The 26,438-nt window shown below is 68.7% G+C and carries 20 protein-coding genes; 6 read left to right on the forward strand and 14 right to left on the reverse strand.

The window, feature by feature from the left end; all coding sequences use genetic code 11:
- Nucleotides 1-22: 22 nt before the first annotated feature.
- Complete coding sequence (locus tag BM133_RS24155) at nucleotides 23-1,291, forward strand: MFS transporter (protein ID WP_093439489.1); 1,269 nt, start codon at nucleotides 23-25, stop codon at nucleotides 1,289-1,291.
- Here BM133_RS24155 and BM133_RS24160 read toward each other — a convergent pair.
- Nucleotides 1,239-2,669 carry an aminotransferase-like domain-containing protein gene (locus tag BM133_RS24160; RefSeq protein WP_093439492.1) on the reverse strand — a complete coding sequence of 477 codons (1,431 nt, stop codon included), beginning with the start codon at nucleotides 2,667-2,669 and terminating at the stop codon, nucleotides 1,239-1,241. The genes BM133_RS24155 and BM133_RS24160 overlap by 53 nt on opposite strands.
- 98 nt (nucleotides 2,670-2,767) lie before the next feature.
- Between BM133_RS24160 and BM133_RS24165 the strand changes: the two genes are divergently transcribed.
- The 3 genes from BM133_RS24165 to BM133_RS24175 are packed head-to-tail and all read left to right on the forward strand — an operon-like array spanning nucleotide 2,768 to nucleotide 4,963.
- Complete coding sequence (locus BM133_RS24165) at nucleotides 2,768-2,956, forward strand: DUF2970 domain-containing protein (protein WP_093439494.1); 189 nt, start codon at nucleotides 2,768-2,770, stop codon at nucleotides 2,954-2,956.
- On the forward strand, nucleotides 2,953-3,672 hold the full coding sequence (locus BM133_RS24170; protein WP_093439497.1) for a c-type cytochrome: 720 nt from the start codon (nucleotides 2,953-2,955) through the stop codon (nucleotides 3,670-3,672). The genes BM133_RS24165 and BM133_RS24170 overlap by 4 nt, the downstream gene beginning before the upstream one ends.
- 7 nt (nucleotides 3,673-3,679) lie before the next feature.
- Nucleotides 3,680-4,963 (forward strand): c-type cytochrome, encoded by a 1,284-nt coding sequence (locus BM133_RS24175; protein WP_093439500.1) that lies wholly within the window; start codon nucleotides 3,680-3,682, stop codon nucleotides 4,961-4,963.
- A gap of 6 nt (nucleotides 4,964-4,969) precedes the next feature.
- Here the strand turns inward: BM133_RS24175 and BM133_RS24180 are convergent, their stop codons facing one another.
- Nucleotides 4,970-6,979 (reverse strand): lipoxygenase family protein, encoded by a 2,010-nt coding sequence (locus BM133_RS24180; RefSeq protein WP_093439502.1) that lies wholly within the window; start codon nucleotides 6,977-6,979, stop codon nucleotides 4,970-4,972.
- A gap of 269 nt (nucleotides 6,980-7,248) precedes the next feature.
- Between BM133_RS24180 and BM133_RS24185 the strand changes: the two genes are divergently transcribed.
- Complete coding sequence (locus BM133_RS24185) at nucleotides 7,249-8,016, forward strand: LysM peptidoglycan-binding domain-containing protein (protein WP_093439505.1); 768 nt, start codon at nucleotides 7,249-7,251, stop codon at nucleotides 8,014-8,016.
- Nucleotides 8,007-8,426, forward strand: a complete 420-nt coding sequence (locus BM133_RS24190; RefSeq protein ID WP_093439508.1) for a hypothetical protein — start codon at nucleotides 8,007-8,009, stop codon at nucleotides 8,424-8,426. Before BM133_RS24185 ends, BM133_RS24190 begins: the two co-directional genes overlap by 10 nt.
- A 15-nt stretch (nucleotides 8,427-8,441) precedes the next feature.
- On the opposite strand, the gene BM133_RS24195 is transcribed toward BM133_RS24190, so the two are convergent.
- From BM133_RS24195 to gspD, 12 genes are all read right to left on the reverse strand, one after another.
- The gene (locus BM133_RS24195; RefSeq protein WP_093439511.1) at nucleotides 8,442-9,839 is read right to left on the reverse strand and encodes an 8-oxoguanine deaminase; all 1,398 of its coding nucleotides are present in this window, start codon (nucleotides 9,837-9,839) and stop codon (nucleotides 8,442-8,444) included.
- A gap of 22 nt (nucleotides 9,840-9,861) precedes the next feature.
- A complete protein-coding gene (locus BM133_RS24200) occupies nucleotides 9,862-12,132 on the reverse strand; it encodes a phosphocholine-specific phospholipase C (RefSeq protein ID WP_093439513.1) in 2,271 nt (756 codons plus the stop codon).
- Between the two features lie 33 nt (nucleotides 12,133-12,165).
- Nucleotides 12,166-12,366: a hypothetical protein gene (locus tag BM133_RS24205; protein WP_093439515.1), complete on the reverse strand. Its 201-nt coding sequence runs from the start codon at nucleotides 12,364-12,366 to the stop codon at nucleotides 12,166-12,168.
- 424 nt (nucleotides 12,367-12,790) lie between these two features.
- On the reverse strand, nucleotides 12,791-15,037 hold the full coding sequence (locus tag BM133_RS24210; protein WP_093439517.1) for a phosphocholine-specific phospholipase C: 2,247 nt from the start codon (nucleotides 15,035-15,037) through the stop codon (nucleotides 12,791-12,793).
- Between the two features lie 22 nt (nucleotides 15,038-15,059).
- Nucleotides 15,060-17,264 (reverse strand): phosphocholine-specific phospholipase C, encoded by a 2,205-nt coding sequence (locus tag BM133_RS24215; RefSeq protein ID WP_093440361.1) that lies wholly within the window; start codon nucleotides 17,262-17,264, stop codon nucleotides 15,060-15,062.
- 35 nt (nucleotides 17,265-17,299) lie between these two features.
- Complete coding sequence (locus BM133_RS24220) at nucleotides 17,300-17,518, reverse strand: hypothetical protein (protein WP_093439520.1); 219 nt, start codon at nucleotides 17,516-17,518, stop codon at nucleotides 17,300-17,302.
- A 51-nt stretch (nucleotides 17,519-17,569) separates the two neighbouring features.
- Nucleotides 17,570-19,657: a LamG-like jellyroll fold domain-containing protein gene (locus tag BM133_RS24225; protein ID WP_093439523.1), complete on the reverse strand. Its 2,088-nt coding sequence runs from the start codon at nucleotides 19,655-19,657 to the stop codon at nucleotides 17,570-17,572.
- A gap of 299 nt (nucleotides 19,658-19,956) precedes the next feature.
- Nucleotides 19,957-20,856 carry a 5'-nucleotidase gene (locus BM133_RS24230; RefSeq protein ID WP_093439525.1) on the reverse strand — a complete coding sequence of 300 codons (900 nt, stop codon included), beginning with the start codon at nucleotides 20,854-20,856 and terminating at the stop codon, nucleotides 19,957-19,959.
- Nucleotides 20,857-20,864: 8 nt separating this feature from the next.
- Nucleotides 20,865-21,455, reverse strand: a complete 591-nt coding sequence (locus BM133_RS24235; RefSeq protein WP_093439528.1) for a DUF7822 domain-containing protein — start codon at nucleotides 21,453-21,455, stop codon at nucleotides 20,865-20,867.
- Nucleotides 21,456-21,473: 18 nt separating this feature from the next.
- Nucleotides 21,474-22,712 (reverse strand): type II secretion system inner membrane protein GspF, encoded by a 1,239-nt coding sequence (gene gspF / locus BM133_RS24240; protein WP_093439531.1) that lies wholly within the window; start codon nucleotides 22,710-22,712, stop codon nucleotides 21,474-21,476.
- A 15-nt stretch (nucleotides 22,713-22,727) separates the two neighbouring features.
- The gene (locus tag BM133_RS24245; protein ID WP_093440363.1) at nucleotides 22,728-24,119 is read right to left on the reverse strand and encodes a GspE/PulE family protein; all 1,392 of its coding nucleotides are present in this window, start codon (nucleotides 24,117-24,119) and stop codon (nucleotides 22,728-22,730) included.
- 5 nt (nucleotides 24,120-24,124) lie between these two features.
- Nucleotides 24,125-26,437 carry a type II secretion system secretin GspD gene (gene gspD, locus BM133_RS24250; protein WP_093439534.1) on the reverse strand — a complete coding sequence of 771 codons (2,313 nt, stop codon included), beginning with the start codon at nucleotides 26,435-26,437 and terminating at the stop codon, nucleotides 24,125-24,127.
- Nucleotide 26,438 lies beyond the last annotated feature (1 nt).

Here is a 26,438-nt window from a genome sequence, read left to right on the forward strand (position 1 = left end):
ATCCTCGGCGAGGAGAAAAACAATGAAGACATCCGAGACAACCGTCCACGCGGCGGATTCGCGCTACGCCATGCTGCGCCTGGCCCTCACGCTCCTGATCATGACGGTCGGCAGCAGCGGCATGTACGTGGTCTCGGTGATGCTGCCTGCGGTGCAGGCCGAATTCGGCATCGACCGAGCCGCGGCCTCGCTGCCCTACACCTGGCTGATGCTCGGCTTCGGTTTCGGCGGCGTGGTCATGGGCAAGCTGGCGGACCGTTTCGGCGTGATGTGGCCGCTCCTCGTGGGCTCGGTCTTCCTCGCGGCGGGCTACATCGCCACGGGGCTGTCGGGCGACATCGTCTCGTTCACCATCGCGCAGGCCCTGCTGGTCGGCCTGCTCGGCAGCTCGGCCGCCTTTGCGCCGCTGGTGGCCGACACCTCGCTCTGGTTCGTCAAGCGGCGCGGCATCGCGGTGGCGATCTGCGCGAGCGGCAACTACGTCGCCGGTGCCATCTGGCCACCCATCGCGCAGCACTTCATCGAGACGGTCGGCTGGCGCCAGACCTACATCGGCATGGGCATCTTCTGCGGCATCGCGATGGCGGTGCTCGCGCTCTTCTTTCGCGCGCGGCCGCCCGCAGTGGCCGTGGCGCCGACCGGCAATGCATCGAACAATGCCGTGCCGCCGCGCGACATGACGCGCCCCTTCGGCCTCGGCATGACAACGGCGCAGGGCCTCCTGTGCGTCGCGGCCGTGGCCTGCTGCGTGGCGATGGCGATGCCGCAGGTGCACATCGTGGCGTACTGCGGCGACCTGGGCTACGGGCCCACGCAGGGCGCGATGATGCTGTCGCTGATGCTGGGCTTCGGCGTGGTGAGCCGGCTGGTGTCGGGCGCCATCTGCGATCGCATCGGCGGGCTGCGCACGCTGCTGCTGGGCGGGGTGCTGCAGTGCATTGCGCTGCTCCTGTTCCTGCCGTTCGACGGGCTCGCGTCGCTCTACGTGATCTCGGCGTTGTTCGGGCTTTTCCAGGGCGGCCTCGTGCCGGCCTACGCGATCATCGTGCGCGAGCACTTTCCGCCGAAGGAAGCCGGCGCGCGCGTGGGCACGGTGCTGATGTTCTCGCTGTTCGGCATGGCGCTGGGCGGGTGGATGTCGGGCAAGGTCTTCGACCTGACCGGCAGCTACCACGCGGCGTTCTTGAACGGCATCGGCTGGAACCTGCTGAACCTCTGCATCGCGTCGTTCCTGCTGTTCAGGCTGTACCGCCTGCGGCTTCGGCCACCAGGCGGCCCAGTGTCCGCATAGCCTTCTCGCTCTGCGCGTTCCACGCGTGGCCGTAGTTCAGGCGCAGGCAGTGCGTGAACGCGCGCGTCGCCGAGAAGATCGGCCCCGGCGCGACGCTGATGCCGAGCGCCAGCGCCTGGCGATGGATGTCCAGCGCGTTCACCTGCGGCGGCAGCTCGACCCACAGGAAGTAGCCACCCAGCGGCCGCGTGGCGCACGTGCCTTCGGGAAAGTAGTGCCCCACCGCCTGCGCGAAGGTCGCCTGCTGCATCGCGAGCGTCTGGCGGAGCTTGCGCAGGTGCTTGTCGAGGCCGCCTTTTTCCAGGTACGCCGCGAGCGCGAGTTGCGCGGGCGCCGATGTGCTGAGGGTGAACGTGAGCTTCTGCCGCGCCACCTTGCGGGCGAACCGCCCGGCCGAGGTCCAGCCGATGCGGTAGCCCGGCGCCAGGCACTTGGAGAACGACGAGCAATGCAGCACCAGCCCCTGCGTGTCGAAGGCCTTGGCCGGCGCGGGCCGGCGCTCGCCGAAGTAGAGCTCGGCGTACACGTCGTCCTCGATCAGCGGCAGTTCGTGGCGCGCGAGCAGTTCGACCAATGCCTTCTTCTTCGCATCGGGCATCAGGCTGCCGAGCGGGTTCTGGAAAGTCGTCATGAGCCAGCAGGCCTTGGGCTGGTGCGCCGCGATGGCCTGCTCGAGCGCGCCGAGGTCGATGCCTTCGCCCGGATGCGTCGGCACCTCGATGGCCTTCAGGCCCATGCGCTCCAGCGCCTGCAGCGCGGCATAGAAGGTGGGCGATTCGACGATCACCGCATCGCCCGGCCGCGTGACCGCCGCGAGACACAGGTTGAGCGCCTCGAGCGCGCCGTTGGTGATGACGATTTCTTCGGCCGGCACCTGCATGCCGTCGGCCAGATAGCGCAGCGCGATCTGCCGCCGCAGCGCCGCGCTGCCCGGCGTGAGGTCGTCCACCGTGCTCCATGGGTCCAGCGACTTGGCGCTCGCGGCCATGAACTGGCCCAGCCGCGCCAGCGGAAACAGCAGCGGGCTCGGAAACGCCGAGCCGAAGGGCACGACCTTGCGCGACATGCTGGCTTCCAGGATGTCGAACACCTGGTCGCTCACGTCGAGCGACATGGGGCCGTCCGCGGGGCGCGAGGTGAGGGTGGATTCGGGCGGCGCATCGCGCAGGCCCCCGCCCGTGACGTAGTAGCCCGAACGGTCGCGCGCCCGCACGAGGCCGCGCGCTTCCAGCAGGTAGTAGGCCTGGAACACCGTCGAGGCGCTGACCCCGCGGCTCTGTCCGGTGTGGCGCACCGAGGGCAGGCGGTCGCCGGTCTTCAGCGTGCCGTTGCGGATCGAGGCCTCGATGTCTGCGGCCAGGGCCTCGTAGCGTTTCATGGCGCGGGGTTCTTCATTGGCACGGACTTTATCTGCACCGGTGAATCGGGTCGAATCTGCATCTGTTTTTTGGGGGCTTTCTGGGGCACAGTCGGTGCATGTCCAATCTCATGCGCGCGGTGCGCGCCGTTCTCTGGAGTTTCATCGGGCTGGGCGGACGCCGCGCCGACGCCGAGGGGCGGACCGCGCAGGTCGGCATCCTGCCGCTGATCGGCGTCGCGCTGGTCGTGGTGCTGTTGCTGGTCGCGGGCCTGATCACATTGGCGCGCTTCGTGGCCGGCACATGACGGCCGGTCTCCGCTCCTTCGCGCTCGCGCTGCTGTTCCTCGCGCAGGGCCTGGCGGGCGCCGCGCCGCCGGCCACCGTGCCCGACACCATCGAGCAGCGCGTGGCCGCGTGCATCGCCTGCCACGGCCGCGAAGGCGCGACCACCAATGCGGGCTTCTTTCCGCGGCTGGCCGGCAAGCCCGCGGGCTACCTGTTCAACCAGCTCGTGAGCTTTCGCGACGGCCGCCGCTTCAACGCCGACATGGCGTACATGGTGCAGCACCTCTCGGACGCGTACCTGCGCGAGATGGCCGAGTACTTCGCGGGGCTCGACCTGCCGTATCCGCCGATCTCCCCCAGCAGCGACGCCACGCCCGACCAATTGCAGCGCGGCCGCAAGCTCGCGCTCGAAGGCGATGCGGCGCGCGGCATCCCGGCCTGCGTGCAGTGCCACGGCGCGGCGCTCACCGGCGTGCAGCCGGCGATCCCGGGGCTGCTCGGGCTGCCGCGGCTCTATGTGTCCTCGCAGCTGGGCGCCTGGCTCACGAGCGAGCGGCATGCGATGGCGCCCGACTGCATGGCCGAGGTCGGCCGCCACATGAGCACGGCCGACATCAATGCCGTCGCGAGCTGGCTGGCCGTGCAGCCGATGCCCGCGGACACAAAGCCGGCGGCAACGCTGCCCGCACCCCTGCCTGGATCGCAGCGTGTAGCCTGCGGCGGCATGCCGAAGTGAGCGCGCGATGAAACTGCGACACCTCGGCTGGACCCTCCTCACCCTGATCGTGCTGGCGGCCGTATGCGCCGGCGTGCTCGTGGCGATGAACCTGCGCGGCGAAGACCCGCTGCCCGAACAAGCCCAGGCCTTCGACGCCACGCCCCAGCAGGTCGAGCGCGGCCGCTACCTCGCGCTGGCCGGCAATTGCGCGGGCTGCCACACCACGCGCGGCGGCCAGCCCTACGCGGGCGGCCTGCCGATCGAGACACCCTTCGGCACCATCCATTCGAGCAACCTCACGTCCGACGCGAAGGCCGGCATCGGCGGCTGGAGCAGCGCGCACTTCTGGCGCGCGATGCACAACGGCCGCAGCAAGGACGGGCGGCTTCTCTACCCGGCGTTCCCGTACCCCAACTTCACCAAGGTGACGCGCGAGGACTCGGACGCCATCTACGCGTACCTGCGCACCGTCGCGCCCGCACCCGCGCCGAACCTGGCGCACCGGCTGCGCTTTCCCTACGACACGCAGGCCGCGCTGGCGGTGTGGCGCGCGCTCTCGTTCAAGCCCGAGCCCTTCGTGGCCAACGCGGGCAAGCCGGCCGAATGGAACCGCGGCGCCTACCTCGTCGATGGCCTCGGCCATTGCATCGCCTGCCACGGCGCGCGCAATTCGTTGGGTGCGACCGAGACCAGGCTCGGCCTCTCGGGTGGGCTCATCGCGGTGGAGAACTGGTATGCGCCATCGCTCACCGACAGGCACCAGGCCGGCGTGGCCGGATGGCCCACGGCCGACGTGGTGGCGCTGCTCAAGACCGGCACCGCGCCGGGCGGCTCGGTGATGGGGCCGATGGCCGACGTGGTGTTCCGCAGCACGCAGCACCTGAGCGAGGCCGACCTCACGGCGATGGCGGGCTATCTGAAAGACCTGCCCGACGTTCCCAAGTCGGGCGAGCCTGCACGCACGCCCGCTTCCATCCGCCGCGACGCCGGCACGATGGCGCGCGGCGGCAAGATCTACGACCAGCGCTGCGCCTACTGCCATGGCGACCAGGGGCAGGGCGCGACCGGCGCCTACCCGCCGCTGGCGGGCAACCGCGCGGTGAACATGTCGCCGCCGACGAACCTCATCCAGGTGGTCTCGCACGGCGGCTTCCTGCCATCGACGGCGGGCAATCCGCGCCCCTACGGCATGCCGCCGTTCGGCCAGGTGCTCGATGCAGCGGAAGTGGCGGCCGTGCTCACCTACATCCGCGGCGCGTGGGGCAACGACAGCACGCCCGTCACGCAACTGGACACCATGCGGCGCTGAGCGCCCTCAGATGTTCGTGCTCGAGGGAATGCGGCTCGGCAGCAGGTGCTCGTAAGGCCGGGTGCGCGTGGTGTTGCGCTGGCGGATGGTGTTCTCGATGCCGGCCAGCGCGGTGCGAAAGCGCTCCAGCGGCCCGCCCGGCCCCGCGACCGCCGCATCCAGCAGCACCGGCAGGTGCGGAAAGATGTTGTCCTTGTATTCGCCCAGCGGCCGGTAGTACACGCCTCCGAGAATGTGGAACAGCAGGATCTGCTCCTGCGCCGCGAGCCGCGAAGGCAGCATCTGCGACCAGCTCGCCTCGCTCTGGCCCGCGCTCGTCGTGGGTGCCGGCGTGCCGCCCGCGCCTGCGCTGAAGGGCGCATAGGTCATCACCGAATACTGCGGGAAGTTCACCGCCGCATGCTGTGCGCTGGTGTTGAAGATGATCGCGGTGAGCACGTCGACCAGCTGCACGCGCGTGGCGATGGCGCGAAAGCCCTTCACCTTGCCGGTCGTGGCCAGTTCGCTCGCCCAGGCCGCGAGTTCGTAGTCGCCCGTCACGTCGCTGTCGCTCGGGTAGTACACGGCCACGTAGTCGGCCACCCACTGCGCGATGGCGTTCCACACCAGCAGCGCGTCGTCGCGGTAAGGGTAGTCGGGCAGCGCCGTCGTGTCGTCCACGCCGCGCGCGCGCAGGTCGTTGGGCAACATCAGGCGGTCGTAAAAATCGCAGGCCAGCCGGTCGCGGCCGCACTCGCGCTGCAGCGTCTGGATGGGCGCCGCGAGGATCACGTCGCCCGTGGTCAGCGGCGCCATGATGATCAGCGTGGCGAACTCGTTGATGAACATCGCGCCTTCCAGGTGCGGCGAGAGCAGGCGGCTGAGGGGATGCGCCGTCGCGAGCTGGCGCTGCGTGGCCATCGCGAAGGCCTCGGACATCAGGTGCGTGCGGCCCAGGTGCACGAACATCTCGTGGTAGTTGAAGTCGGCCACCTGCACCGCGGTCTTGGCCGACTGCCAGGCCCAGTAGGCCTCGGCATCGGTGGTGTCGTCGGCGCGCAGGAAGATCGGGTTCTGCAGCGGGTCCTGCCCGCACTGGATGGCGACCGGCACGAGCGAGCGGCCGTTCTTCGGGCGCGCGAAGAGAGCGATCGGCGCGTAGACGTAACCCGTGCCCGTGAGCGGCTTGGCGACCGGACCGATCGGCGCCATGTCGCCGAGGCCCTCGTAGTCCAGCAGGTAGAGCCGGCCCGCGGCCGCCGCATCGGCGAGGCTGTCGTTGGCGCCCATGACCTGCTGGTACTGCGCGTTGCCCAGCGGGAACCTGGTGGGCAGCGACGTGGCCCGCTGCAGCAGCATCGGGTTCGGCCCGGCCACGCGCATGGCCGCGAACAGGTCGTTGTCGTGCAGGATCTGCGAGATGGACGGCTTCTCGATGGTGACGAACAGCGCGTCGTACTGCGCGAGCGTCTTGGGTCCGTTCAGCGCGCCCAGCGGTCCTTGCGAGAGCAGGTCGTGGTGGATCTGCTTGAGCTGCGTGCCCGCGTCGCCCACGCTGCCGGCGAGCGTGCCCAGCAGCGCCAGCACCGCCGCCGGCAGCGCGAGGAGGCCTGCGTTCTGCGCCGCCAGCTGGTCGAACGTGGCCTGCAGCCCGGCGATGCGCGTGCGCAGGTTGTCCAGCGACTGCAGGCTGCCCGAGGCGAGCGTGCTGGTGGCGAACGAGGCCGCGAAGTTGGTCACCGCCTCGACCGCCTTCGACACCGTCTTCAGCTGATGCTCCACGGCCGGCAGCTCGCCCACCGGCACCACCGCGCCCATCGGCACGCCCGCGAGGTTGATGTGCGATTCGGTCCAGAGGTAAGTCGCCTGTCGCCCGACCAGCTCGAGCCGCCGCAGCGTGGCGCTGATCGGGTCGATCTTCTGCGGCAGCGTGGGCTTGAGCACCGGCAGCGCGGCCGATGCGGTGGAAGGCTTGCCGGCCAGCAGGCCGAGACCGCCCGCCGAGGCGGACCACTTGAGGATGTCTCTGCGCTTCATTCGGGGAGTCCCTGTCGTTGTTGTGAATCTCGAGAGGCCGTGGGTGGGCTTGGCCTGTTAAATCGAACGCTCGTTCTATTTAGTGGGCGGATTCTGCGGAGGGGGCGGGGGCTTGGCAATGAGGGTTGGTGCGTAGGGCGAAGGTGCTCATGCGGCGATGAAATTGCGTTCCGCGAGAACAAGTGCCATGGCGGGTGACGATGCTTGACAGTGTGTTTGTCGTGGGAGGTCTACAACGGAGCTTCCAATAAAAGCGCACAAGGGAGCTCATGAACACGACCGCAGGACATCCAGCAGCCAGGCACGCCGCACCGAAGCCCAAACCCAGGACCGGATTCGAAAAATGGGAAGACAACATCGACAAGGCCGACGACCGATGGAATGCCTACGACTGCGAGATACGGTCGGCCGTCGATGAATACGACAGGCATCTGTCGCGCACGCCGGGCTACGTTCCGCTCGATTGGCGGGTCGTCAAGGCGATGCTGTGGGTGGAGACGGGGGCGAATCTTCCTCAATGGAGATCGGCCCCCATGCAGATCGGCAACAACAGTGATCCTGGCTTGATGGCACTGCTCGGTGGCAAAGAGGGCGGCGACCTGATCATCCCCCCGTCGTTTCGCGTTGGCCTGTCCGTCGGCGCGGTGAAGTCCGCGCCTACCCATAACATCCGGGCCGGCATCGGTTACCTGCTCATGCGGATGGCGAACTTTGAATTCAAGAGCGTGCCGGACCGAGACACCCAGACCTACGATGTGACCGTGAGGGCCGGCGACAGCATCGACAAGATCGCGAGAGCGCAGGGAAGTACGCCCGAGGTGATGAGAAAGCTCAACCCGTCGAGCTACCTGCTCAAGCCCGGCGATGTGTTGAAGTACCAGAAGGCATCCATCCAGCGTGTCGTTACCGGCTGGAAGCCGATCACTCCTTCGGGTGTCGCGACCTACTACAACGCCGGGGGCGATTCGATGTACGCAAGGAAGATGGACCACGCGCTGGGCGCCGTGCGCCAGGCGAAGGGTGCGACATGCAATTGATCAGGGCCGTGGGCCTTTGCCTGCTTTGCGTTGCAGGCCTTGCGGCAGCGGCCGATACCTCGTTCACCGGCGCTTTCAACGGCACGGGCCGCGCGTGCAACGGTTCTCTCTTCGTGCGCCAACGGACCATCGAGTGGATATCGACTTACAGCATCTGCAAGCCGAGCCGCTACGAAGTTCTCGAGAAGGATCTGGCGGGTGATCACCAGCGGATCGCGTTTCGCGTCAAGACGCGCAGCCGCCAGTGCAGGTACGAAGTGTTCGAACTCCAGCAGGTCAGTCGATACGGCTGGGCGGCGGATGGCTATCCGTCGCTCGAAGCGTTCCAGAAGCGGGAGCTGCCGGATTGGCGCAATTCTCCTGTGCCGGAACGCTTCGTCCTTGAATGCCCCATGGTCCGCCTGAACTGATCGCCCCGGCCGCGCCTACCCCGCAGCCACATGCGGATGCCGCGCGCTCTCGTACAGCGTCCGCGCCAGATTCCGATGCTTCGCCAGCAGCGGCGTCAGCTCCAGCCCCGTGAAGCGCCCCTCACGAATGCGGATCTCCCCGTTGATCACGCTCAACGAAACTTCCCCCGGCGTGCAGAACACCAGCGCCGCCACCGGGTCATGCCACGCCCCCGCGTGCGCCACGCCGCGCATGTCGAAGGCCACGATGTCCGCCGACATGCCCGGCTCGAGCGCGCCGATGTCGTCGCGCCCCAGCACGCGCGCTCCGCCGAGCGTCGCGATCTCCAGCGCCTCGCGCGCCGTCATCGCCGCGGGGCCGTAGCCCACGCGCTGCAGCAGCATGGCCTGCCGCGCTTCGCCCAGCATGTGCGCGCCGTCGTTCGATGCGCTGCCGTCCACGCCCAGGCCCACGGACACGCCCGCGCGCCGCATCGCCCCGATGGGCGCGATGCCCGAGGCCAGGCGCATGTTCGAGCACGGGCAGTGCGCCACGCCCGTGCCGGTGCGACCGAACAATGCAATTCCCGCCTCGTCCAGCTTCACGCAGTGCGCGTGCCACACGTCGCGGCCGACCCAGCCCAGGTCTTCGGCGTACTCGGCCGGTGTCATGCCGAACTTCTCGCGCGAGTAGGCGATGTCGTTGTCGTTCTCGGCCAGGTGCGTGTGCAGCGACACGCCGCGCTCGCGCGCCAGCTCGGCCGACAGCCGCATCAGGTCGCGCGAGACCGAGAACGGCGAGCAGGGCGCGAGCACGATGCGGCGCATCGAATGGCGCGAGGCATCGTGCCAGCGGCCGATGAGGCGCTCGCTGTCGCGCAATATCGCCTCCTCGGTTTCCACCACCTCGTCGGGCGGCAGGCCACCGGCGCTGCGGCCCACGCTCATGCTGCCGCGCGCTGCGTGGAAGCGCATGCCCATCGCATCGGCCGCCTCGATCGAATCGTCCAGCTTCGAGCCGTTCGGAAAGAGATAGAGATGGTCGCTCGTGGTGGTGCAGCCCGAGCGCATCAGCTCGGCCATCGCGGTCTGCGTCGAGACGCGAATCATCTCGGGCGTGAGCCGCGCCCACAGCAGGTACAGGTTCGTGAGCCAGCCGAAGAGCTCCGCGTCCTGCGCCTCGGGCACCGCGCGGGTGAGGCTCTGGTACATGTGATGGTGCGTGTTGACCAGGCCCGGCATCACCACATGGCCATGCATGTCGATGGCCTCGGCCTGGCCGTTGCGCAGCGCGTCGAGGTACGCGGTGGGCAGCTCGGCGGTGGGCCCGGCCCAGGCCACCGCGGGCCCGTCGGTCACCACGGCGCCGTCGGCGATTTCGCGCCGCGCGGCGTCCATGGTGACGAGGATGTCGGCATGTCGAAGGATCAGCATGCCGGCATTTTGCGCGCGAGGCTCAGAGGTCCGGCAAGCCCATCGCCGGATCGCTTACCGTGTGCTTGCCGGTTTCCACGCGGCCGGCAAAGCGCCGGTAGTAGGCCGGGTCGGCATCGCAGGTGACCGCGAAGTCGTACCACTGGCCGCTCGCTGCAAGCTCCCAGTGCTGGTCGGTCGTGGCGCCGCCGTTCACCGTCGCGGTCCACGGGCCGTCGCCGCGGTAGGCCTTGGCGCGGATGGTGAACTTGCAGGCCGCCTTGCCGTCGTTGCGCATGCTCAGGTAGACGTTGCCGTTGGCGATGTCGTAGCACACGCGCACCTCGGGCACCGCCGCATCGCCCGCGCGCACGGCGTTGAGGTCGCCCTGGAAGTGGCGATGAAAGCCGTTCGGCCCGAGCACCCACAGGTCGTACTTGCCGGCGTTGTCGGCGGCCGCGGCCCAGGTGTCGTCCAGCGACTTGCCCGGCTCCACCATGTAGCGGCGCGGCAGGCGGTCCAGGTTCAGCTTGTCGTAGACATGGAACACGGCCGCGGCCTTGCCGCTGTTGGCGAACAGCAGCTGCACCTTGCCCCCGGTCGTGTCGGCCTTGGCGCTCGCATGCAGCTCGTAAGGCAGCGCGCGCGACGGCCGCGTGCCCGTGACCTGCACCGGCAGCTTGCCATCGCCCGGCGGCGTGACCTGCGGCAGCGCGTCCTGCGCGGCGCGCACCTGGTCGGCCTCGGCCTTGCTGCGGCGGCCTGCGAGCGTGGGCAGCGCCTCTTCATTCGGCGTGGCGAAGTTGAAGGCGCTCGTGAGGTCGCCGTTCACCGCGCGGCGGAACGGGCTGATGTTGGTTTCCTTCACACCGAAGCGCGCTTCGAGAAAACGCAGCACCGAGGTGTGGTCGAAGGTCTGCGAGTTGACCCAGCCGCCGCGGCTCCACGGCGAGAGCACGTACATCGGCACGCGCATGCCGGGGCCGTAGACGTTGCCGTCGGGCGTGGGCTGCGAGGCGGTCATGCCCGGGGGCTTGGGGTGGTTGAAGTACTCGTAGCTCAGGTCCGCGTCCGACAGCGTGGTCTTGCCGGCGAAGGTTTTCACGCCCGGGTCGGCCGAGGGAATCGGCGAAGGCGCCGAGGCCGAGGGCACGTGGTCGAAGTAGCCGTCGTTCTCGTCGAAGTTGACGATGAAGACGGTCTTGCTCCACACCTCGGGCACTGCGGTGAGCGCGTCCAGCACTTCCTGGATGTACCAGGCGCCCTGCACGGGGCTCGACGGGCCGGGGTGCTCGGAGTACACGTCCGGCGGAATGACCCACGAGACCTGTGGCAGGCGGCCGGCCTTCACGTCGGCGCGGAACGCATCGAAGATCGCGCCCGCATCGAAGGCCGCCTGGTCGGCCACCGGCAGCGTGTTGGCCGTGCCCTTGTAGAGCGGGTTGCCGGCATCGTCGCCGGGCGCGTAGGCGGGCGAGGAGCCCTGCGCTCCGGACGTGCTCACCGGCTTGCCCGAAGTCTCGTTCGCCTTGCGGTACGGCTTGAAGCCCAGGAGCGGATTGCAGCCGTAGTTGTTGGGAATGTTCTGGTAGACGATCCAGCTGACGTTGGCTTCCTGCAGGCGCTCGGCATAGGTCTTCCACTCGTAGCCTTCGGTCGAGGGACCGGTGGAGCTCCACGGGTTGACGTTGTTCACGTAGGCCTGGTTGCCGCCGGCCGCGCTGTTGGGGCCGTTGGTGCCGGTCCAGTGGAACGAACGGTTGGCGTGCGTGCCGGTGTGCATCGCGCAGTGGTAGTCGTCGCAGATCGTGAAGGCGTTGGCCAGCGCGAACTGGAACGGCAGCTCGGCTTCCGCGAGGTAGCCCATCGACTGCGTGAAGGGCGCCTTGTTGCTCACCTTCTTGTACCGCGGCCATTGGTAGAGGCGCCCGCCGTCCCAGGCGTTGTGCGAGTCGACCCAGGTGTGCGGCGTGCTGCTCACGCGCTGCGCGTTGCCCTTGGTCGCATCCAGGTGGTAGGGCACCACCTGCTTGCCGGCGTCGTCCAGTTGCTGCCACACGGCCAGGCCGTTGGGCAGCGGAATGGTCATGCGATCGCCGAAGCCGCGCACGCCCTTGAGCGTGCCGAAGTAGTGGTCGAACGAACGGTTTTCCTGCATCAGGATCACGACGTGCTCGACGTCCATGATCGTGCCCGTCTTGTTGTTGGCGGGGATCGCCAGGGCGCGGCGGATGCTCGGCGGAAAGGCCGAGAGCGCGAGCGCGGCGGCACCGGTGGTCGCGGTGCCCGTGAGGAATTTGCGGCGTGAGGTCATGGTGTTTTGTTCTGGGTGTTTCTCGTCGTGCGATCAGGGCGCGCAGCGCATCTCGGGCTTGACGCCGGTATCGGGCGGCGTCGTGACGGGCGGGGTGGTCGTGGGGGGCGCGCCGGCACCGGGCAGGGCGCCGAAGAAGCCGCCGCCGCCATCGCTGCCGCCACCGCAGGCGGCGAGCATGCAGGTCACGATCAGTGCGGGTGCAAGCCGCATGGGATAAGAAAGAAGTTGCATCGAAAGAGATCCTCTTGGAGTTGTTGTGCGGGCACTCCACGCAGGTCGTGGAGGCCGCTGGACTCGAGGCTAAAAAATGCTCGTGACATCGCCATGAACCGGAGGGGGCGAGGTGTAAGCGTGCGAAACGCGGGAAGGCCGTTGCTACGTATTCGGGGCGGCACTCGCGCCGACGGTGGGCTCTGTTTCGCGAATGTCCTCCGGCCTGCGGCCTCCCCTTGATTTCGCGAAACAGAGCCCACCATCAGCGCGAGCGCTTCAGAGCAGTCGTTGATCCGCGGTTCACCCAGAGCGTGCCCAAGTGCGCAGGGCATCGGGTGCTCCCCGCAGCGAAATAAAGGAGGAGGGCGAAGCCCGGGGGACATTCGCGGAGGGGAGTACCCGGTGGCCTGTGCACCCACCCCGGGAACCCCCTCACAAAAGATCAAAGATCGGCCAACCCCATCGCCGGATCACTCACCGTGTGCTTGCCGGTTTCCACGCGGCCCGCGAAGCGGCGGTAGTAGCTCGCATCGGCATCGCAGGTCACCGCGAAGTCGTACCACTGGCCGCTCGCGGCGAGTTCCCAGTGCTGGTCGGTTGTGGCACCGCCGTTGACCGTCGCGGTCCACGGGCCGTCGTCGCGGTAGGCCTTCGCACGCACGGTGAACCTGCACGGGTTCTTGCCGTCGTTGCGCATGCTCAGGTAGACGTTGCCGTTGGCGATGTCGTAGCACACGCGCACTTCGGGCACGGCCGCATCGCCCGCGCGCAGGCGATTGAGGTCGCCCTTGAAGTGACGGTGAAAGCCGTTCGGCCCGAGCACCCAGAGGTCGTAGAAGCCGCTGTTGTCTGTCATCGCGGCCCATGCGTCGTCCAGCGTCTTGCCCGGCTCCACCATGTAGCGGCGCGGCAGGCGGTCCAGGTTCAGCTTGTCGTAGACGTGGAACACCGCAGCCGCCTTGCCGGTGTTCGCGAACAGCAGTTGCACCTTGCCGCCGATCGTGTCGGCCCTGGCGCTCGCATGCAATTCGTAAGGCAACGCGCGCGAAGGCCGCGTGCCGGTGAACTGGCGCGGCAGCTGCGGGTCCAGCGGCAGCGGCACCTGCGGCAGCGCCTGCTGGTCGGTGCGCAGCTTGTCGGCATCGGCCTTCGTCGTGCGGCCCGTGAGCGTGGGCAGCGCCTCGCTGTTGGGCGTGGCGAAGTTGAAGGCGCTCGTGAGGTCGCCGCACACCGCGCGGCGGAATGGCGAGATGTTCGGTTCCTTCACGCCGAAGCGCGTTTCCAAAAAGCGCAGCACCGAGGTGTGGTCGAAGGCCTGCGAGCTGACCCAGCCGCCACGGCTCCACGGCGAGATCACGTACATCGGCACGCGCGGCCCCGGGCCGTAGACGCGGCCATCGGGCTTGGGCTGGCTGCCGCTGCCAGCCGGCGCCGGATGCGTGAAGTACTCGGCGCCCAGGTCCGCATCGGCCAGCGTGGTCTTGCCGGCGTAGCTGCCGTCGCCATTGGGCGAAGGCGCCGAGGGCGAGGGCACGTGGTCGAAGTAGCCGTCGTTCTCGTCGAAGTTGATGAGCAGCACGGTCTTGCTCCACACCTCGGGCACGGCGGTGAGCGCGTCCAGCACTTCCTGCAGGAACCAGGCGCCCTGCACCGGGCTGGAGGGACCGGGGTGCTCGCAGTAGATCGAGGGGGCATTCATCCACGAGACCTGCGGCAGCTTGCCCTCGCGGATGTCGCGCTTGAAGGCGTCCAGGTAGGTCTCGGGCGTCGTGCCCGGCAGCGTGTTGGCCACGCCCTTGTAGAGCGGGTTCTTCGCGTTGTCCGAGGCCGCGTCGTAGGCGTGGTACGGCAGCGCCTGGCCGGTCAGCGCGTAAGGCTTCTGCGGCGCACCGCCGCTGGAGACCGGAAAGCCAGAGGCGAGGTTGGCCTGGCGGAACTGCTGGAACGCGCCCAGCATGTTGTCGCCCCATTCGTCGGGCATGTTCTGGTAGCTGATCCACTTGACGCCTGCATCCTCCAGGCGCTCGGCATACGTCTTCCACGTGTAGCCGGTGTTCGCCGATGCGGGCTTGCCCTCGATCCAGTCCCACTCGTTGCGCACGAACGCCACGCCTTGCGCGGTCGCTCCGTTGGTGCCGGTGATGTGGAACGAGCGGTTCGCATCCGTGCCGGTGTGCATCCCGCAGTGGTACGCATCGCAGATCGTGAAGGCATTGGCCAGTGCGTACTGGAAGGGGACCTCGGCCTCCTTGTGGTAGCCCATCGCCTTGTTGGTCTTGTAGCGCGGCCACTGGTACATGCGGCCGTTGTCCCACGCGTTCTGGCTGTCGTTCCAGTCGTGGGGCGTGCCGCCGTCGCGTTGCGCATTGCCTTTGCGGCTGTCGAAGTGGTAGGGCAGGATCGGCTTGCCGGCGGCATCGCTCTGCTGCCACACGTTCAGGCCCTTGGGCAGCGGAATGGTGAAGCGGTCACCGAAGCCGCGCACGCCCTTGAGCGTGCCGAAGTAGTGGTCGAACGAGCGGTTCTCCTGCATCAGGATCACGACGTGCTCCACGTCCATGATCGTGCCGGTCTTGTTGTTGGCGGGAATCGCCAGGGCGCGGCGGATGCTCGGCGGAAAGGCCGAGAGCGCCAGCGCGGCGGCGCCGGTGGTGGCGCTGCCCGTGAGGAATTTGCGGCGTGAGTTCATCTGTTGTCGGCGTGCGCAAGGTTCACAGATCGGCCAGGCCCATCGCCGGATCGCTCACCGTGTGCCTGCCGGTTTCCACGCGGCCCGCGAAGCGCCGGTAGTAGGCCGGGTCGGCATCGCAGGTCACCGCGAAGTCGTACCACTGGCCGCTGCCGGCCAGTTCCCACAGCTGCTCGGCCTTGGCGCCTCCGGCAACGGTGGCACCCCAGGGGCCGTCGTTGCGATAGGCCTTGGCGCGCACCGTGAACCTGGCGGCGTTCGTGCCGGCGTTGAGCATCTCCAGGTAGACGTTGCCGTTGGCGATGTCGTAGCACACGCGCACCTCGGGGTTCGCACCGCTCGTGCGCAGCGCGTTGAGGTCGCCCTTGAAGTGGCGGTGAAAGCCGTTCGGCCCGAGCACCCACAGGTCGTAGAAGCCGCTGTTGTCGGTCGCGGCGGCCCAGGCGTCGTCCAGCGACTTGCCGGGCTCCACCATGTAGCGGCGCGGCAGGCGGTCCAGGTTCAGCTTGTCGTAGACGTGGAACACGGCCGCGGCCTTGCCGCTGTTGGCGAACAGCAGCTGCACCTTGCCGCCGATCGAATCGGCGCGCGCGCTCGCATGCAGTTCGTAGGGGAGCGCGCGCGAGGGGCGCGTGCCGGTGGCCTGGCGCGGCAGCTGCGGGTCCAGCGGCAGCGGCACCTGCGCGAGCGCCTCCTGGTCGCTGCGCGTCTTGTCGGCGCCGGTGCGGGTCGTGCGGCCCCCGAGCGTGGGCAGCGCCTCGGTGTTGGGCGTCACGAAATTGAAGGCGCTCGTGAGGTCGCCGCACACCGCGCGCCGGAACGGCGAGATGTTGGGCTCCTTCACGCCGAAGCGCGTCTCGATGAAGCGGATGACCGAGGTGTGGTCGAAGGCCTGCGAGTTCACCCAGCCGCCGCGGCTCCACGGCGAGACGACGTACATCGGCACGCGCACGCCGGGTCCGTAGACGCGGCCGTCGGGCGCCGGCTGGCCGGTGGTGCCCGGCGGCTTGGGATGCGTGAAGCGCTCCACCGCCAGGTCCGCCTCGGGCAGCGTGGTCTTGCCGGCCATCGAGTTGTCGGGGTTGAGCGAGGGTGCGGCCGGCGACGGATAGTGGTCGAAGTAGCCGTCGTTCTCATCGAAGTTGATGAGCAGCACGGTCTTGCTCCACACGTCGGGCACGGCGGTGAGCGCGTCCAGCGTTTCCTGGATGTACCAGCCGCCCTGCACCGGGCTCGACGGGCCGGGGTGCTCGGAGTAGGTGGCCGGCGCGATGATCCACGACACCTGCGGCAGCTTGCCGCCCTTGATGTCCTGGCGGAATTGCTCCAGGAAGCCGCCGTCGCCCATCGTGTTGGCGATGCCCTTGTAGAGCGGGTTGCCCGCGTCGTCGCTCGCCGGGTCGTACACGGGCGAGATCGCGCCGTTGCTCACCGGCTTGCCCGAGGCCTCGTTGGCCAGGCGGTACTGCTTGAAGCCCGCCATCGGGTTGTCGCCGAAGTTCTCGGGCATGTTCTGGTAGACGATCCAGCTGACCTTGGCCTCCTGCAGGCGCTCGGGGTAGGTCTTCCATTCGTAGCCGGTGGCCGAGCTGTCAATGGAGTCCCACTCGTTGTTGACCGAGGCCACGCCGGCGACGCTGCTGCCCAACTGGCCGCCCGGGCCATTGGTGCCGGTCCAGTGGAACATGCGGTTCGAGTTGGTGCCCGTGTGCATGCTGCAGTGGTAGTCGTCGCACAGCGTGAAGGCGTTGGCCAGCGCGAACTGGAAGGCGACCTCGGTCTCCTTGAAGTAGCCCATCGACGCGTTGGTCTTGTAGCGCGGCCACTGGTAGGCGCGCCCGCCGTCCCAGGCGTTCTGGCCATCGCCCCACGAGTGCGGCGTGCCGCTCACGCGCTGCGCATTGCCTTTGCGGCTGTCCAGGTGGTAGGGCAGGATCGGCTTGCCGGTGGCATCGCTCTGCTGCCACACGTTCAGCCCCTTGGGCAGCGGAATGGTGAAGCGATCGCCGAAGCCGCGCACGCCCATGAGCGTGCCGAAGTAGTGGTCGAACGATCGGTTCTCCTGCATCAGGATCACGATGTGCTCGACGTCCTGGATGGTGCCGGTCTTGTTGTTGGCCGGAATGGCCAGCGCGCGGCGGATGGCGGGCGGAAAGGCCGAGAGCGCGAGGGCGGCAGCGCCGGTGGTGGCGGTGCTCGTGAGGAAGTTGCGGCGCGAGTTCTTCATGGGCTTGTCGTTCTGCGGGTTCATGTCGCGGGCGCTCAGGGCGCGCAGCTCTTCACGGGGGCGACGCCGGTGGCGGGCGGGGTCGTCGTGGGCGGGGTGGTGGTGGGCGGCGTGCCGGCGCCGGGCAGGCCGCCGAAAAAGCCACCGCCGCCGCCGCCGCCATCGCTGCCGCCACCGCAGGCGGACAGGACGCAGGCCACGATCAGCGTGGACAGCACGGGCACGAAGCGCGTGGCAAGGAATGGAATTCGCATGATGGGGATCCTCTCGGGTCGTTTGTTTTCGGTGGGTGATCAGGGGACGGTTCAGGGCAGCAACATCAGCGGCTGGCCCGACTTGAAGATGCTGGTGAGCTCGTCGGTGGTGAGCGCGCGGTTCCAGATCGCGAACTCGTTGAAGTCCATTGCGCCGCGCGGCGAGCTGGTCTCGCGCTGGTAGTACTGGCCGGTGCCGTCTTCGTTGAGGCCGATGCCGTTCTTCAGGCCCCCTAGTTGCGCGACCAGCGCGCTCGTGAGCGTGGCGCTGCCGGTCTGCATGGCGCGGGCCGAATCGAACACGTAGCCCGTGAGCTTGAGGTTGGCCTTGTCGATCACGACCGCCACGTAGGCCCACTGGCCCGCGGTGAGGCCGTAGCCGTTGCTGTCGGCGCGCGCGCCGCCGGTGCCCACGTTGAAGCGGATCTCGCAGCTGCCGAAGAGACCGATGGCCAGGCCCGCGTTCGCGCCGGTGGTGTAGTTCTTGTTGGCGAGCATCGAGGCGCCGTTGCTCACGCCCTGGCTGCAGGTGTCGTCGGTGCGCACCCAGAAGCCGAGGGTGTAGGCAGTGACGGCCGGGTTGGTCGCCACGTCGGTGGTCTGCAGCAGGCGGTAGCCGGCCGAGCCGCCCGCGTTCTTCATGGTGCTGTCCACGCGCAGCGCCTTGACCTTGTAGGGAATCTTGAAACCGTCGTCGACCACCGTGCCGCCGTTGGCATCGGCCGCCCACGGCGCGAGGGTGGAGGCGTTCTTCAGGTCCGCGGCCGGCAGCGTGTCCAGCGGGTAGTAGTTGACGAGGCCGTTCGCCAGCGTGGGCGCGAGCGTCGCGGGTTTCACGTAGGCCAGCTGCGCAGCAAGTGCGACGCTGGCTTCGCCGGCGACGACGGTGTACTGGTAGGTGTAGACGCCGTCGGCGTCGGCCACGATGGAATCGCTGTAGGCGGTCGAGCCGGCCGGCAGCGTGGCCACCAGCTTGCCGTCGCGCAGCACCAGCACCGGCGCGCTCGCGTCGCCCGAGAGCGTCCATGCGAGTTCGATGCTGGTCTTGTCGGCGCCCGCCTTGGCCGAGAGATTGCGCAGCGAGGTGGCGGCCTGCAGCGCCTGTCCGTTGAAGGTGTAGGCCTGCGCGGCCGGCAGGGCGCCGAGGTGCCGCAGCACGGTGGGCGCGATGTCGGTCGCCGCGGCGAACTGCAGCAGCGCGGCATCGGCCGGCGCGGCCGCGCCCGTGCCGGGCAGCGCCGCCAGCGTCTTGTTGCTGGCGATGAAGACGGTCTTGCTGTCGATGGCCTGCAGGCCGGTGGCGGTGCCGAAGGCATCCAGGCCGTGGCCGGTCGTGAGGATGACCAGCCAGTCTTCCTTCGCATCGTTGGCGGTGCGTTGCGCGATGCGTGCGAGCAATTTGCCGACGGCGGCCGAGGTGTCGGCGATCGCGCGCTGGTAGGCGTCGCTCTTCAGGCCGTTGCCGACGGCCGCGGCCGGTGCGCTGTACTGCGCGAGCGTGAGGTCGTAGCCGGCGTCGATGAACTGCGCGGTGCGTTCGGTCACGCAGGCATCGGCGCCCGCGCAATCGACGGCGCCGTCGACGGTGCCGCTCTCGTTGGCCAGCAGCAGCGGATAGAGCGCGTTGGCCGTGACCGACGCGGTCTTGTAGCCGGCCGCCTTGTTCTGCTTGGCGAGCGCGAAGACCGACGGCGCGAGCTTCGCATCGATGCGCTGGTCGGTCGTGTCCCAGCGCACGCCGTGGCGCGGCACCCAGGTGCCCGTGAGCAGCGCGGCCCAGCCCGGGCCGTCGGTGGTGCGCTGTTCGCTCGGCGTGCCGTTGGCGCCGCCGGTCCATGCCGGTGCGATGCGCAATGACTGCAGCGCGGGCACCTTGTTCTGTGCGATGGCATCGCGCAACGCGGCGTGCGTGAGGCCGTCGATCTCGACGACAAGGGCCTTGGGGCCGCTCTTGCCCTGGTTCGTGCCGGGCGCCGGCGGATTGCCGCCGCCGCCACCACCGTTGCCGACGGGAGGCACGTTGACGAGCGGGAACGCGGCGCCACCGCCACCGCCGCAGGCGGCAAGCACGATGGACGTGGCAAGGGGCAGGAGCCAGCGCGTGGAAAACGGGGCGTGCGAAGGTGTGGTCGGGCGCATCGGAGTAAGCCGGTGGGTCTGTCTGTCGGAGGGATGGAAGCCGGCGCGGCAAAAAAAAAGTGCCACAAGGGCACTGCGCACCGAACAGACAGCGAGGCTAAGAAGCGCGCGTTACGCGGCAATGAATGCGCGATGACAGAGCGAAGTCGTGCGCGTGACGGCGCGCGAGGTCAACGCTTCAAAAGAAGAGGGATGGGATCTCGTTCCAGGAATACCGCGGAACCGGCTTTGCCGGGCCGCTGGTATTGCCCCCTGCAAGGGGTCAGGCGAAGCGGCACGAAGTGCGCGCAGCCCGGGGGTCAGCCTTCGTTGCTGATGCCGCTGGACACATGGCCCGCGGGCACGTGCCGCGAGGCCGCATCGACGTGACCGGTCTGGTCGTCGAAGAAAAAATCGGGCTCGAACTCGCGCAGGAACTCGCCCTTGGGCAGGCCGCCGAGGAACATCGCTTCGTCGACGCGGATGTTCCAGTTCATCAGCGTGCGGATCGCGCGCTCGTGCGCCGGTGCGCTGCGTGCGGTGACCAGCGCGGTGCGGATGCGCATCTGCGCGTTGCCCGCCATCTGCAGCCGGTGCAGCGCCATCAGCAGCGGCTTGAACGGGCCTTCGGGCAGCGGCAGGTCGGCCTTGCTGAGTTCGTGGGCCTGGAAGGCGTCCAGCCCCTCGGCCTGGAACACGCGCTCGGCTTCGTCGGAGAACAGCACCGCGTCACCGTCGAAGGCGATGCGCACTTCGTTGGGCCAGGCGTCGCTCGCCTTCACCGATTCGACCAGCACCCGCGCGGCCGGAAAACCCGCGCCGAGCGCCTCGCGCACGTCCTGCGCATTGACCGAGAGAAAGAGGTGCGCGCGCAGCGGCCGCAGGTAGCCGAAGGGCGGGCGGCCCTGCGTGAACACGCCGCGCTGCAGCTTGATGTCGGCCGCCGCGCTCGACTTGAAGATGCGCATGCCCGAGACCGGGTCGTTGCGCGAAAGGATCACCACCTCCACGCGCTGCACGCCGTCGTCGTTGAAGCGCAGGAGCTTGCGGATCAGCGAGTACGCGATGCCGGGGGCGGCCGGCACGTCGAGCCGGTCCAGCTGCAGCTTCATGTAGCCCTCGTTGTCGCCGGCCTCGAAGATGCGGTTCTCTTCTTCGAGGTTGAACAGCGCCCGCGAGGAAATCGCGACCACGAGTTTGTCTTCGAGGGTGACTGGCATGGGGTGATTCAGTTCGCGTCGTTGGGCGCGTCATTGGGCGCGTAGTAGAGCGTATCCGACCAGTAGCCCAGGCCCAACTCGCGCAGGGGCGCCTCGATGCTCTCCTGCGACGGCGTGAAGATGCGCTCCCAGAAGTTCTTTTTCTTCGGAGCGAGCCGGGCGATGGCGGCTTCGATCTCCGCGTCGATGTCCTGCACGTCGCGCAGCAGGCTCGCGGCCTGCTCGCCCAGCGGCTCGTCGCCCATGTCGAGGATCTCGGCGCACTCCAGCACGAAGTAGCCGTTGCGGTCGGCGTGGCGGTTCAGGAAGCCGAGGGCCTCGTCCCGCAGCGGCCCGACCGAAGGGTGGTCGATGCGGGCCAGGAACCGTTGGAGCCGGTCGATGCCCGCGCCGGCGCGGCCTGCCAGCGCGGTGGGTTCCTCCAGGCGGGTCCAGATCGTCGAGCGGCACAGCTGCACGTCCGCGGACACCAGCAGCTGGTAGACCAGCGGTATGTCGTAGTTGCGCTCCGAGATGCCCTTGACCTGCCGTGGATCGTCCTTCGCGGGGTCGGGCCCCGGCACGAACGGGCTGGCGAACAGGTAGCTTCGATTGGCCATGGTGGCAAGGCCCCCGGGTTATTTGACGAACTGGTTCAGCTGGATGATCGGCAGCATCACGGCCAGCACGATCAGCATCACCACGCCGCCCATCGCCACGATCAAGAGCGGCTCCAGGATGGTGGCCAGGTGCATCGCGCGGCGCTGCACTTCGGCGCCCAGCTGGTTGGCTGCGCGCTGCAGCATCAGCGGCAGGGTGCCGGTCTGCTCGCCCAGGCGCGCGAACATCGACACCAGGCCCGGAAAGCGTTTCTTCTGCGCGAGCGCGGAGGCCAGCGGCGCACCTTCGCGCACCAGCACCAGCGCATCGAGCGCGTCGGCGCGCATCGCGCGGTTGCCCAGCGTTTCGGAGGCCGCTTGCAGCGCGCGCAGGATCGGCACGCCGGCGGTGGCGAGCATGGCCAGCGTGCTGGCGAAGCGCGCCGCGTTGTAGCCGCGCGCGAGCTTGCCGACCAGCGGCAGCTTGAGCCATGCGGCATCGAATTTCAGGCGGAAGGCCTCCTGCGCCAAGGCCAGTCGCACGCCGACGGCGACGAGCACCACGCCGCCCAGCATCCACCAGCCGTAGTTGCGCACGCCCGCGCTCAGCGACAGCATCACGGTGGTGAGGAAGGGCAGCGAGCGCTTGGTGCCCGCGAACACCTGCGCCACCTGCGGCACCACGTAGCTCACGAGAAAGATCACGATCACGATCGCCACCAGCGTGACGATGGCCGGATAGAGCGCCGCGCCGATCAGCTTCTGCTGCAGCGCCTGGCGTTCTTCCAGGTCGTCGGCCAGGCGGTCGAGCACGAGGCCGAGGTTGCCGCTCTGCTCGCCGGCGCCGATCACGGCGGTATAGATGGGCGAGAACTCGCGCGAGTGCGCCGACAGCGCGCGCGCGAAGGGCGAGCCCGCGTTGACCTCGGCGCGCAGCGAGGCGACGAGGTTGCGCTGCGGTTCGGACTCGGCTTCGTCGGTGAGCGCCGTGAGCGCGCGTTCGAGCGGCAGGCCCGAGGAGACGAGGCCCGCGAGCTGCCGGGTCCACACGGCAAGGCCCGTGGAATTGAACACGCGCTTGCCGCCGCCCAGCCAGCGGCTGAGGCCGCTGCGCTGGCCGGTGCCGTTGATGTGGTCGCTGCCGACCGGCGTGACCGACAGCGGAATCAGCGCCTGCGCGCGCAAGAGGCTGCGAGCGCTGCGCGCGGTGTCGGCCTCCAGCACGCCTTCGCGCGACTGGCCGCTGGCGTCGATGGCTTCGAAGGAATAGGCGGGCATGGCGAGACCGCGGCGCTAGTCGCGCGTGACGCGCAGGAGTTCGGCGCGCGAAGTGATGCCGGCCTGCACCAGCCGCTCGCCGTCCTCGCGCATGAGCCGCAGGCCGCCGCGCGCGCCGGCCTTGAGCAGGTCGCTCTCGGCCGCCTTGCTGTGGATGAGGCCCTGCACCGTTTCGTCGGCCACGAGCAGTTCGAAGATGCCCGTGCGGCCCTGGTAACCCGTCTGGCCGCAGACGTCGCAGCCCGCGCCGCCGCAGCTCGTGCAGACCTTGCGCACCAGGCGCTGCGCGAGCACGCCCAGCAGCGACGAGCTCAAGAGGAACGGCTCGACGCCCATGTCGGTCAGGCGCGTGACGGCGCTGACCGAATCGTTGGTGTGCAGCGTCGCGAGCACCAGGTGACCGGTGAGCGAGGCCTGGATGGCGATCTGCGCGGTCTCGAAGTCGCGGATTTCGCCGATCATGATCACGTCCGGGTCCTGCCGCAGGATGGCGCGCAGCGCCTTGGCGAAGGTGAGCTCGATCTTGGCGTTGATCTGCGTCTGGCCCACGCCCGGCAGCTCGTACTCGATGGGGTCTTCCACCGTCATGATGTTGCTGCGGCTCGCGTCCAGGCGGGCGAGCGCGGCATACAGCGTGGTGGTCTTGCCCGAGCCGGTGGGCCCGGTCACCAGGATGATGCCGTGCGGCTGCGTGATGAGTTTCTCGAAGCGCTGCAGCGTGTCGCCCTGCATGCCCACCGATTCGAGCGTGAGTTTCGATTCGCTCTTGTCCAGCAAACGCAGCACCGCGCGTTCGCCGTGCGCGCTGGGCAGCGTGGAGACGCGCACGTCGACCGCGCGCGTGCCGATGCGCAAGGAGATGCGCCCGTCCTGCGGCAGCCGCTTCTCGGAGATGTCCAGGTCGGCCATGATCTTCAGCCGCGAGATCAGCGCGGCGTGCAGCGCGCGGTTGGGCTGCACCACCTCGCGCAGCGTGCCGTCGATGCGAAAGCGCACGGACGAGGTGCGCTCGTAGGGCTCGATGTGGATGTCGCTCGCGCCGTCGCGCGCGGCCTGCGTGAGCAGCGCGTTGAGCATGCGGATGATGGGCGCGTCGCCCGCGCTGGCCAGCAAGTCCTCGACCGCGGGCAGCTCCTGCATCATGCGCGAGAGGTCGGCGTCGTTCTGCACTTCGCTCACCACCGCGGCGGCACTGGATTCGCCCTGTGCGTAGGCCGCGCTGATGCGCTGCGCGAGCGCGCCGTCGGCCAGCACCTCAAAGGCCTGCACGCCGTACTTGCGCGCCACCTCGCCGACCGCGCTGCGCGCGGGGTGCGACGACATCCACAGCGTGTAGCGGCCGTCGTCGGCGGCTTCGAGCAGGAGTTGCTGGCTGCGTGCGAATGCGTAGGGGAGCGGGTAGCGCATGGACATCAAGGCAGTTCGCGCGCGCTGACCGGGTCGGCCGTGGGAGGCAGGGCGCCGCGCAGCGGGCTAGGCGCGAGCTTGCGGGTATCGGACAGCGGCTGCGGCGGCGGAATGAGCTGCGTGCCTTCCATGCGGGTGCTGCCGCTGCCGCGGTTGTTCGAGCGCTGCAGCGCCGAGTCGGGCAGCACGGGGGCGGCGTCCACACCGCGCAGCATGACGTTGTCGGTGTTCGGCTGCGTCTGTATCTGCTGGCCACGGATCTCGTCGTAGCGGTCGTAGGCGAAGGCCTCGGTCGAGGCGCCGTCGCGCATCACCGCGGGGCGCAGGAACATCATGAGGTTGCTCTTGCTGCGCGTGCGGTTCTCGTTCTTGAACAGGTTGCCCAGCACCGGGATGTCGCCGGCCAGCGGCACCTTCTCGATGTTGTTGTTGTAGGTGTCCGACAGCAGGCCGCCCAGCATGACCAGCCCGCCGTCTTCCACCAGCACGCTCGACTCGATCGAGCGCTTGTTGGTGGTCGGGCCGTTGGGGTTGCTCAGCGAGTTCTGGTCGACGGTCGAGGTCTCCTGGAAGATCGTCATCCGCACGGTGCCGTTCTCGTTGATGGTCGGGCGCACGCGCAGCGTGAGGCCCACGTCCTTGCGCTCCACGGTGGTGAACGGGTTCACGCCCACCGAGCCCGAGGTGCTGGCGTAGGAGCCGGTGGGGAAGGGCACGTTCTGGCCGATGATGATCTTGGCTTCTTCGTTGTCCAGCGTCAGCAGGTTGGGCGTGGAGAGCACGTTGGCATCGCCGTCGCTGTTGAAGAAGTTGGCGATCGCGCCCAGGATGTACTGGCCGCCGATCTTGCCGGCGATGCCCAGGTTCAGGCCCGGCTGGATCGACGTCGCCAGGCCCGCGGCATTCCGGGTGGCCAGCGCCTGGGTCAGCGCCAGGATGTTCATCTTGTTCAGGCTGGAGTTGGTGCCGATGACCGCGTTGTTGCCCAACGCGCTTTGCCACTGGACACCGAAGTTCGCGGCCTTGTTCGCGCTCACCTCGACGATCAGCGCCTCGATCATGACCTGCGCGCGCCGGCCGTCGAGCTTGTCGATCACCGCGCGCATCTGGCGGTATTGCGGCTCGGGCGCCGTGATGATCAGCGAGTTGGTCGACGGGTCGGCCTGGATCTGGCCGCCGGTGGACGGCTGGTTGGCGTTGTTGAGCGGCGCATTGGCGGCCGGCGAGCCGCTTTGCCCGCTGCCGCTCAGGCTGTTCTGGTTGTTTTGCTGGAAGCTGGCCTGCTGCGGCGCGGGGCTGCCGCCACCGCCGCCGGTGGCACCGGGCGTGCCCGGCGTGGACTGCTGGTTCGCCGCCATCGCGGCGCGCAGCGTGGCCGCCAGGCGCACCGCATCGGCGTTCTTCAGGTAGACCACGTAGATGTTGCCGGCCAGGCCGTTGCTGCTGTCCACGGGCGGACGATCGAGCTTCTCGACCAGCGTGCGCACCAGTTGCGCGCGCGCCGGGTTGGCCGCGCGCAGGATCAGCGCGTTGCTGCGCGGGTCGGCCAGGAGCGTGGTGCGGAACGACGCATCGACCGCGCCAGGCGCAGCACCGGGTGCCGCGCCCGAACCGCTGCCGTCGACCAGCCGCTGCACCAGCGGCAGCAGGTCGCTCGCGACCGAGTGCTTGAGCTGGATGATCTCGATGTCCGACGCATTGGGCACGTCGAGCGCCGCGATGATGCGCGCCAGGCGGCGCATGTTGTCGGCGTAGTCGGTGATCACGAGCGAGTTGTTGCCCGGGTTCACGTTGATGGTGTTGTTCGGCGGAATCAGCGGGCGCAGCACCGGCAGCAGGCTGTTGGGCGACTCGTAATTGAGCCGGAAGATCTGCGTGACGATCTGGTTGCTTCCCGAGGACGCCGTGGCGCCGATCGAGGTGTTCACGGTGCTGCTCTGCAGCTTGGCGTCGGCCTCGGGCACCACCTTGTAGAGGCCGTCGGCCTCCACCACCGCAAAGCCCTGCAGGCGCAGCGCCGAGGCGAACTGGTTGAAGGCAGCGGCCGGCTGGATCGCGCGGTCGGTGACCAGGTTCATCGTGCCCTTCACGCGCGGATCGACCACCACGTCGCGCCCGGTGACCACCGCCATGGTGCGGGCCACGGCCTCGATGTCGGCGTTGGAAAAGTTGAGCGTGATCGGTTCGCCGCGCCGCGGCGCGTCGCCCTGCGCGAAGGCGGGCGGCAGCACCTGCAGGAAGGACGCCGCGATCAGCAGGCGCGCCGCGAGTGCGACGATGCCCAAGCGTGCGCCGGGTGTGGACAGTGGCTTCATCATG

Origin of the sequence: Variovorax sp. 770b2 (genome assembly GCF_900115685.1) — a bacterium.
In the GTDB taxonomy this organism is placed as follows: domain Bacteria; phylum Pseudomonadota; class Gammaproteobacteria; order Burkholderiales; family Burkholderiaceae_C; genus Variovorax.

Bases quoted from the DNA above. Each gene is read 5' to 3' on its own strand.
- BM133_RS24155 (WP_093439489.1), top strand. From the start codon at position 23: ATGAAGACATCCGAGACAACCGTCCACGCGGCGGATTCGCGCTACGCC.
- BM133_RS24160 (WP_093439492.1), bottom strand. From the start codon at position 2,669: ATGAAACGCTACGAGGCCCTGGCCGCAGACATCGAGGCCTCGATCCGC.
- BM133_RS24165 (WP_093439494.1), top strand. From the start codon at position 2,768: ATGTCCAATCTCATGCGCGCGGTGCGCGCCGTTCTCTGGAGTTTCATC.
- BM133_RS24170 (WP_093439497.1), top strand. From the start codon at position 2,953: ATGACGGCCGGTCTCCGCTCCTTCGCGCTCGCGCTGCTGTTCCTCGCG.
- BM133_RS24175 (WP_093439500.1), top strand. From the start codon at position 3,680: ATGAAACTGCGACACCTCGGCTGGACCCTCCTCACCCTGATCGTGCTG.
- BM133_RS24180 (WP_093439502.1), bottom strand. From the start codon at position 6,979: ATGAAGCGCAGAGACATCCTCAAGTGGTCCGCCTCGGCGGGCGGTCTC.
- BM133_RS24185 (WP_093439505.1), top strand. From the start codon at position 7,249: ATGAACACGACCGCAGGACATCCAGCAGCCAGGCACGCCGCACCGAAG.
- BM133_RS24190 (WP_093439508.1), top strand. From the start codon at position 8,007: ATGCAATTGATCAGGGCCGTGGGCCTTTGCCTGCTTTGCGTTGCAGGC.
- BM133_RS24195 (WP_093439511.1), bottom strand. From the start codon at position 9,839: ATGCTGATCCTTCGACATGCCGACATCCTCGTCACCATGGACGCCGCG.
- BM133_RS24200 (WP_093439513.1), bottom strand. From the start codon at position 12,132: ATGACCTCACGCCGCAAATTCCTCACGGGCACCGCGACCACCGGTGCC.
- BM133_RS24205 (WP_093439515.1), bottom strand. From the start codon at position 12,366: ATGCAACTTCTTTCTTATCCCATGCGGCTTGCACCCGCACTGATCGTG.
- BM133_RS24210 (WP_093439517.1), bottom strand. From the start codon at position 15,037: ATGAACTCACGCCGCAAATTCCTCACGGGCAGCGCCACCACCGGCGCC.
- BM133_RS24215 (WP_093440361.1), bottom strand. From the start codon at position 17,264: ATGAAGAACTCGCGCCGCAACTTCCTCACGAGCACCGCCACCACCGGC.
- BM133_RS24220 (WP_093439520.1), bottom strand. From the start codon at position 17,518: ATGCGAATTCCATTCCTTGCCACGCGCTTCGTGCCCGTGCTGTCCACG.
- BM133_RS24225 (WP_093439523.1), bottom strand. From the start codon at position 19,657: ATGCGCCCGACCACACCTTCGCACGCCCCGTTTTCCACGCGCTGGCTC.
- BM133_RS24230 (WP_093439525.1), bottom strand. From the start codon at position 20,856: ATGCCAGTCACCCTCGAAGACAAACTCGTGGTCGCGATTTCCTCGCGG.
- BM133_RS24235 (WP_093439528.1), bottom strand. From the start codon at position 21,455: ATGGCCAATCGAAGCTACCTGTTCGCCAGCCCGTTCGTGCCGGGGCCC.
- gspF (WP_093439531.1), bottom strand. From the start codon at position 22,712: ATGCCCGCCTATTCCTTCGAAGCCATCGACGCCAGCGGCCAGTCGCGC.
- BM133_RS24245 (WP_093440363.1), bottom strand. From the start codon at position 24,119: ATGCGCTACCCGCTCCCCTACGCATTCGCACGCAGCCAGCAACTCCTG.
- gspD (WP_093439534.1), bottom strand. From the start codon at position 26,437: ATGATGAAGCCACTGTCCACACCCGGCGCACGCTTGGGCATCGTCGCA.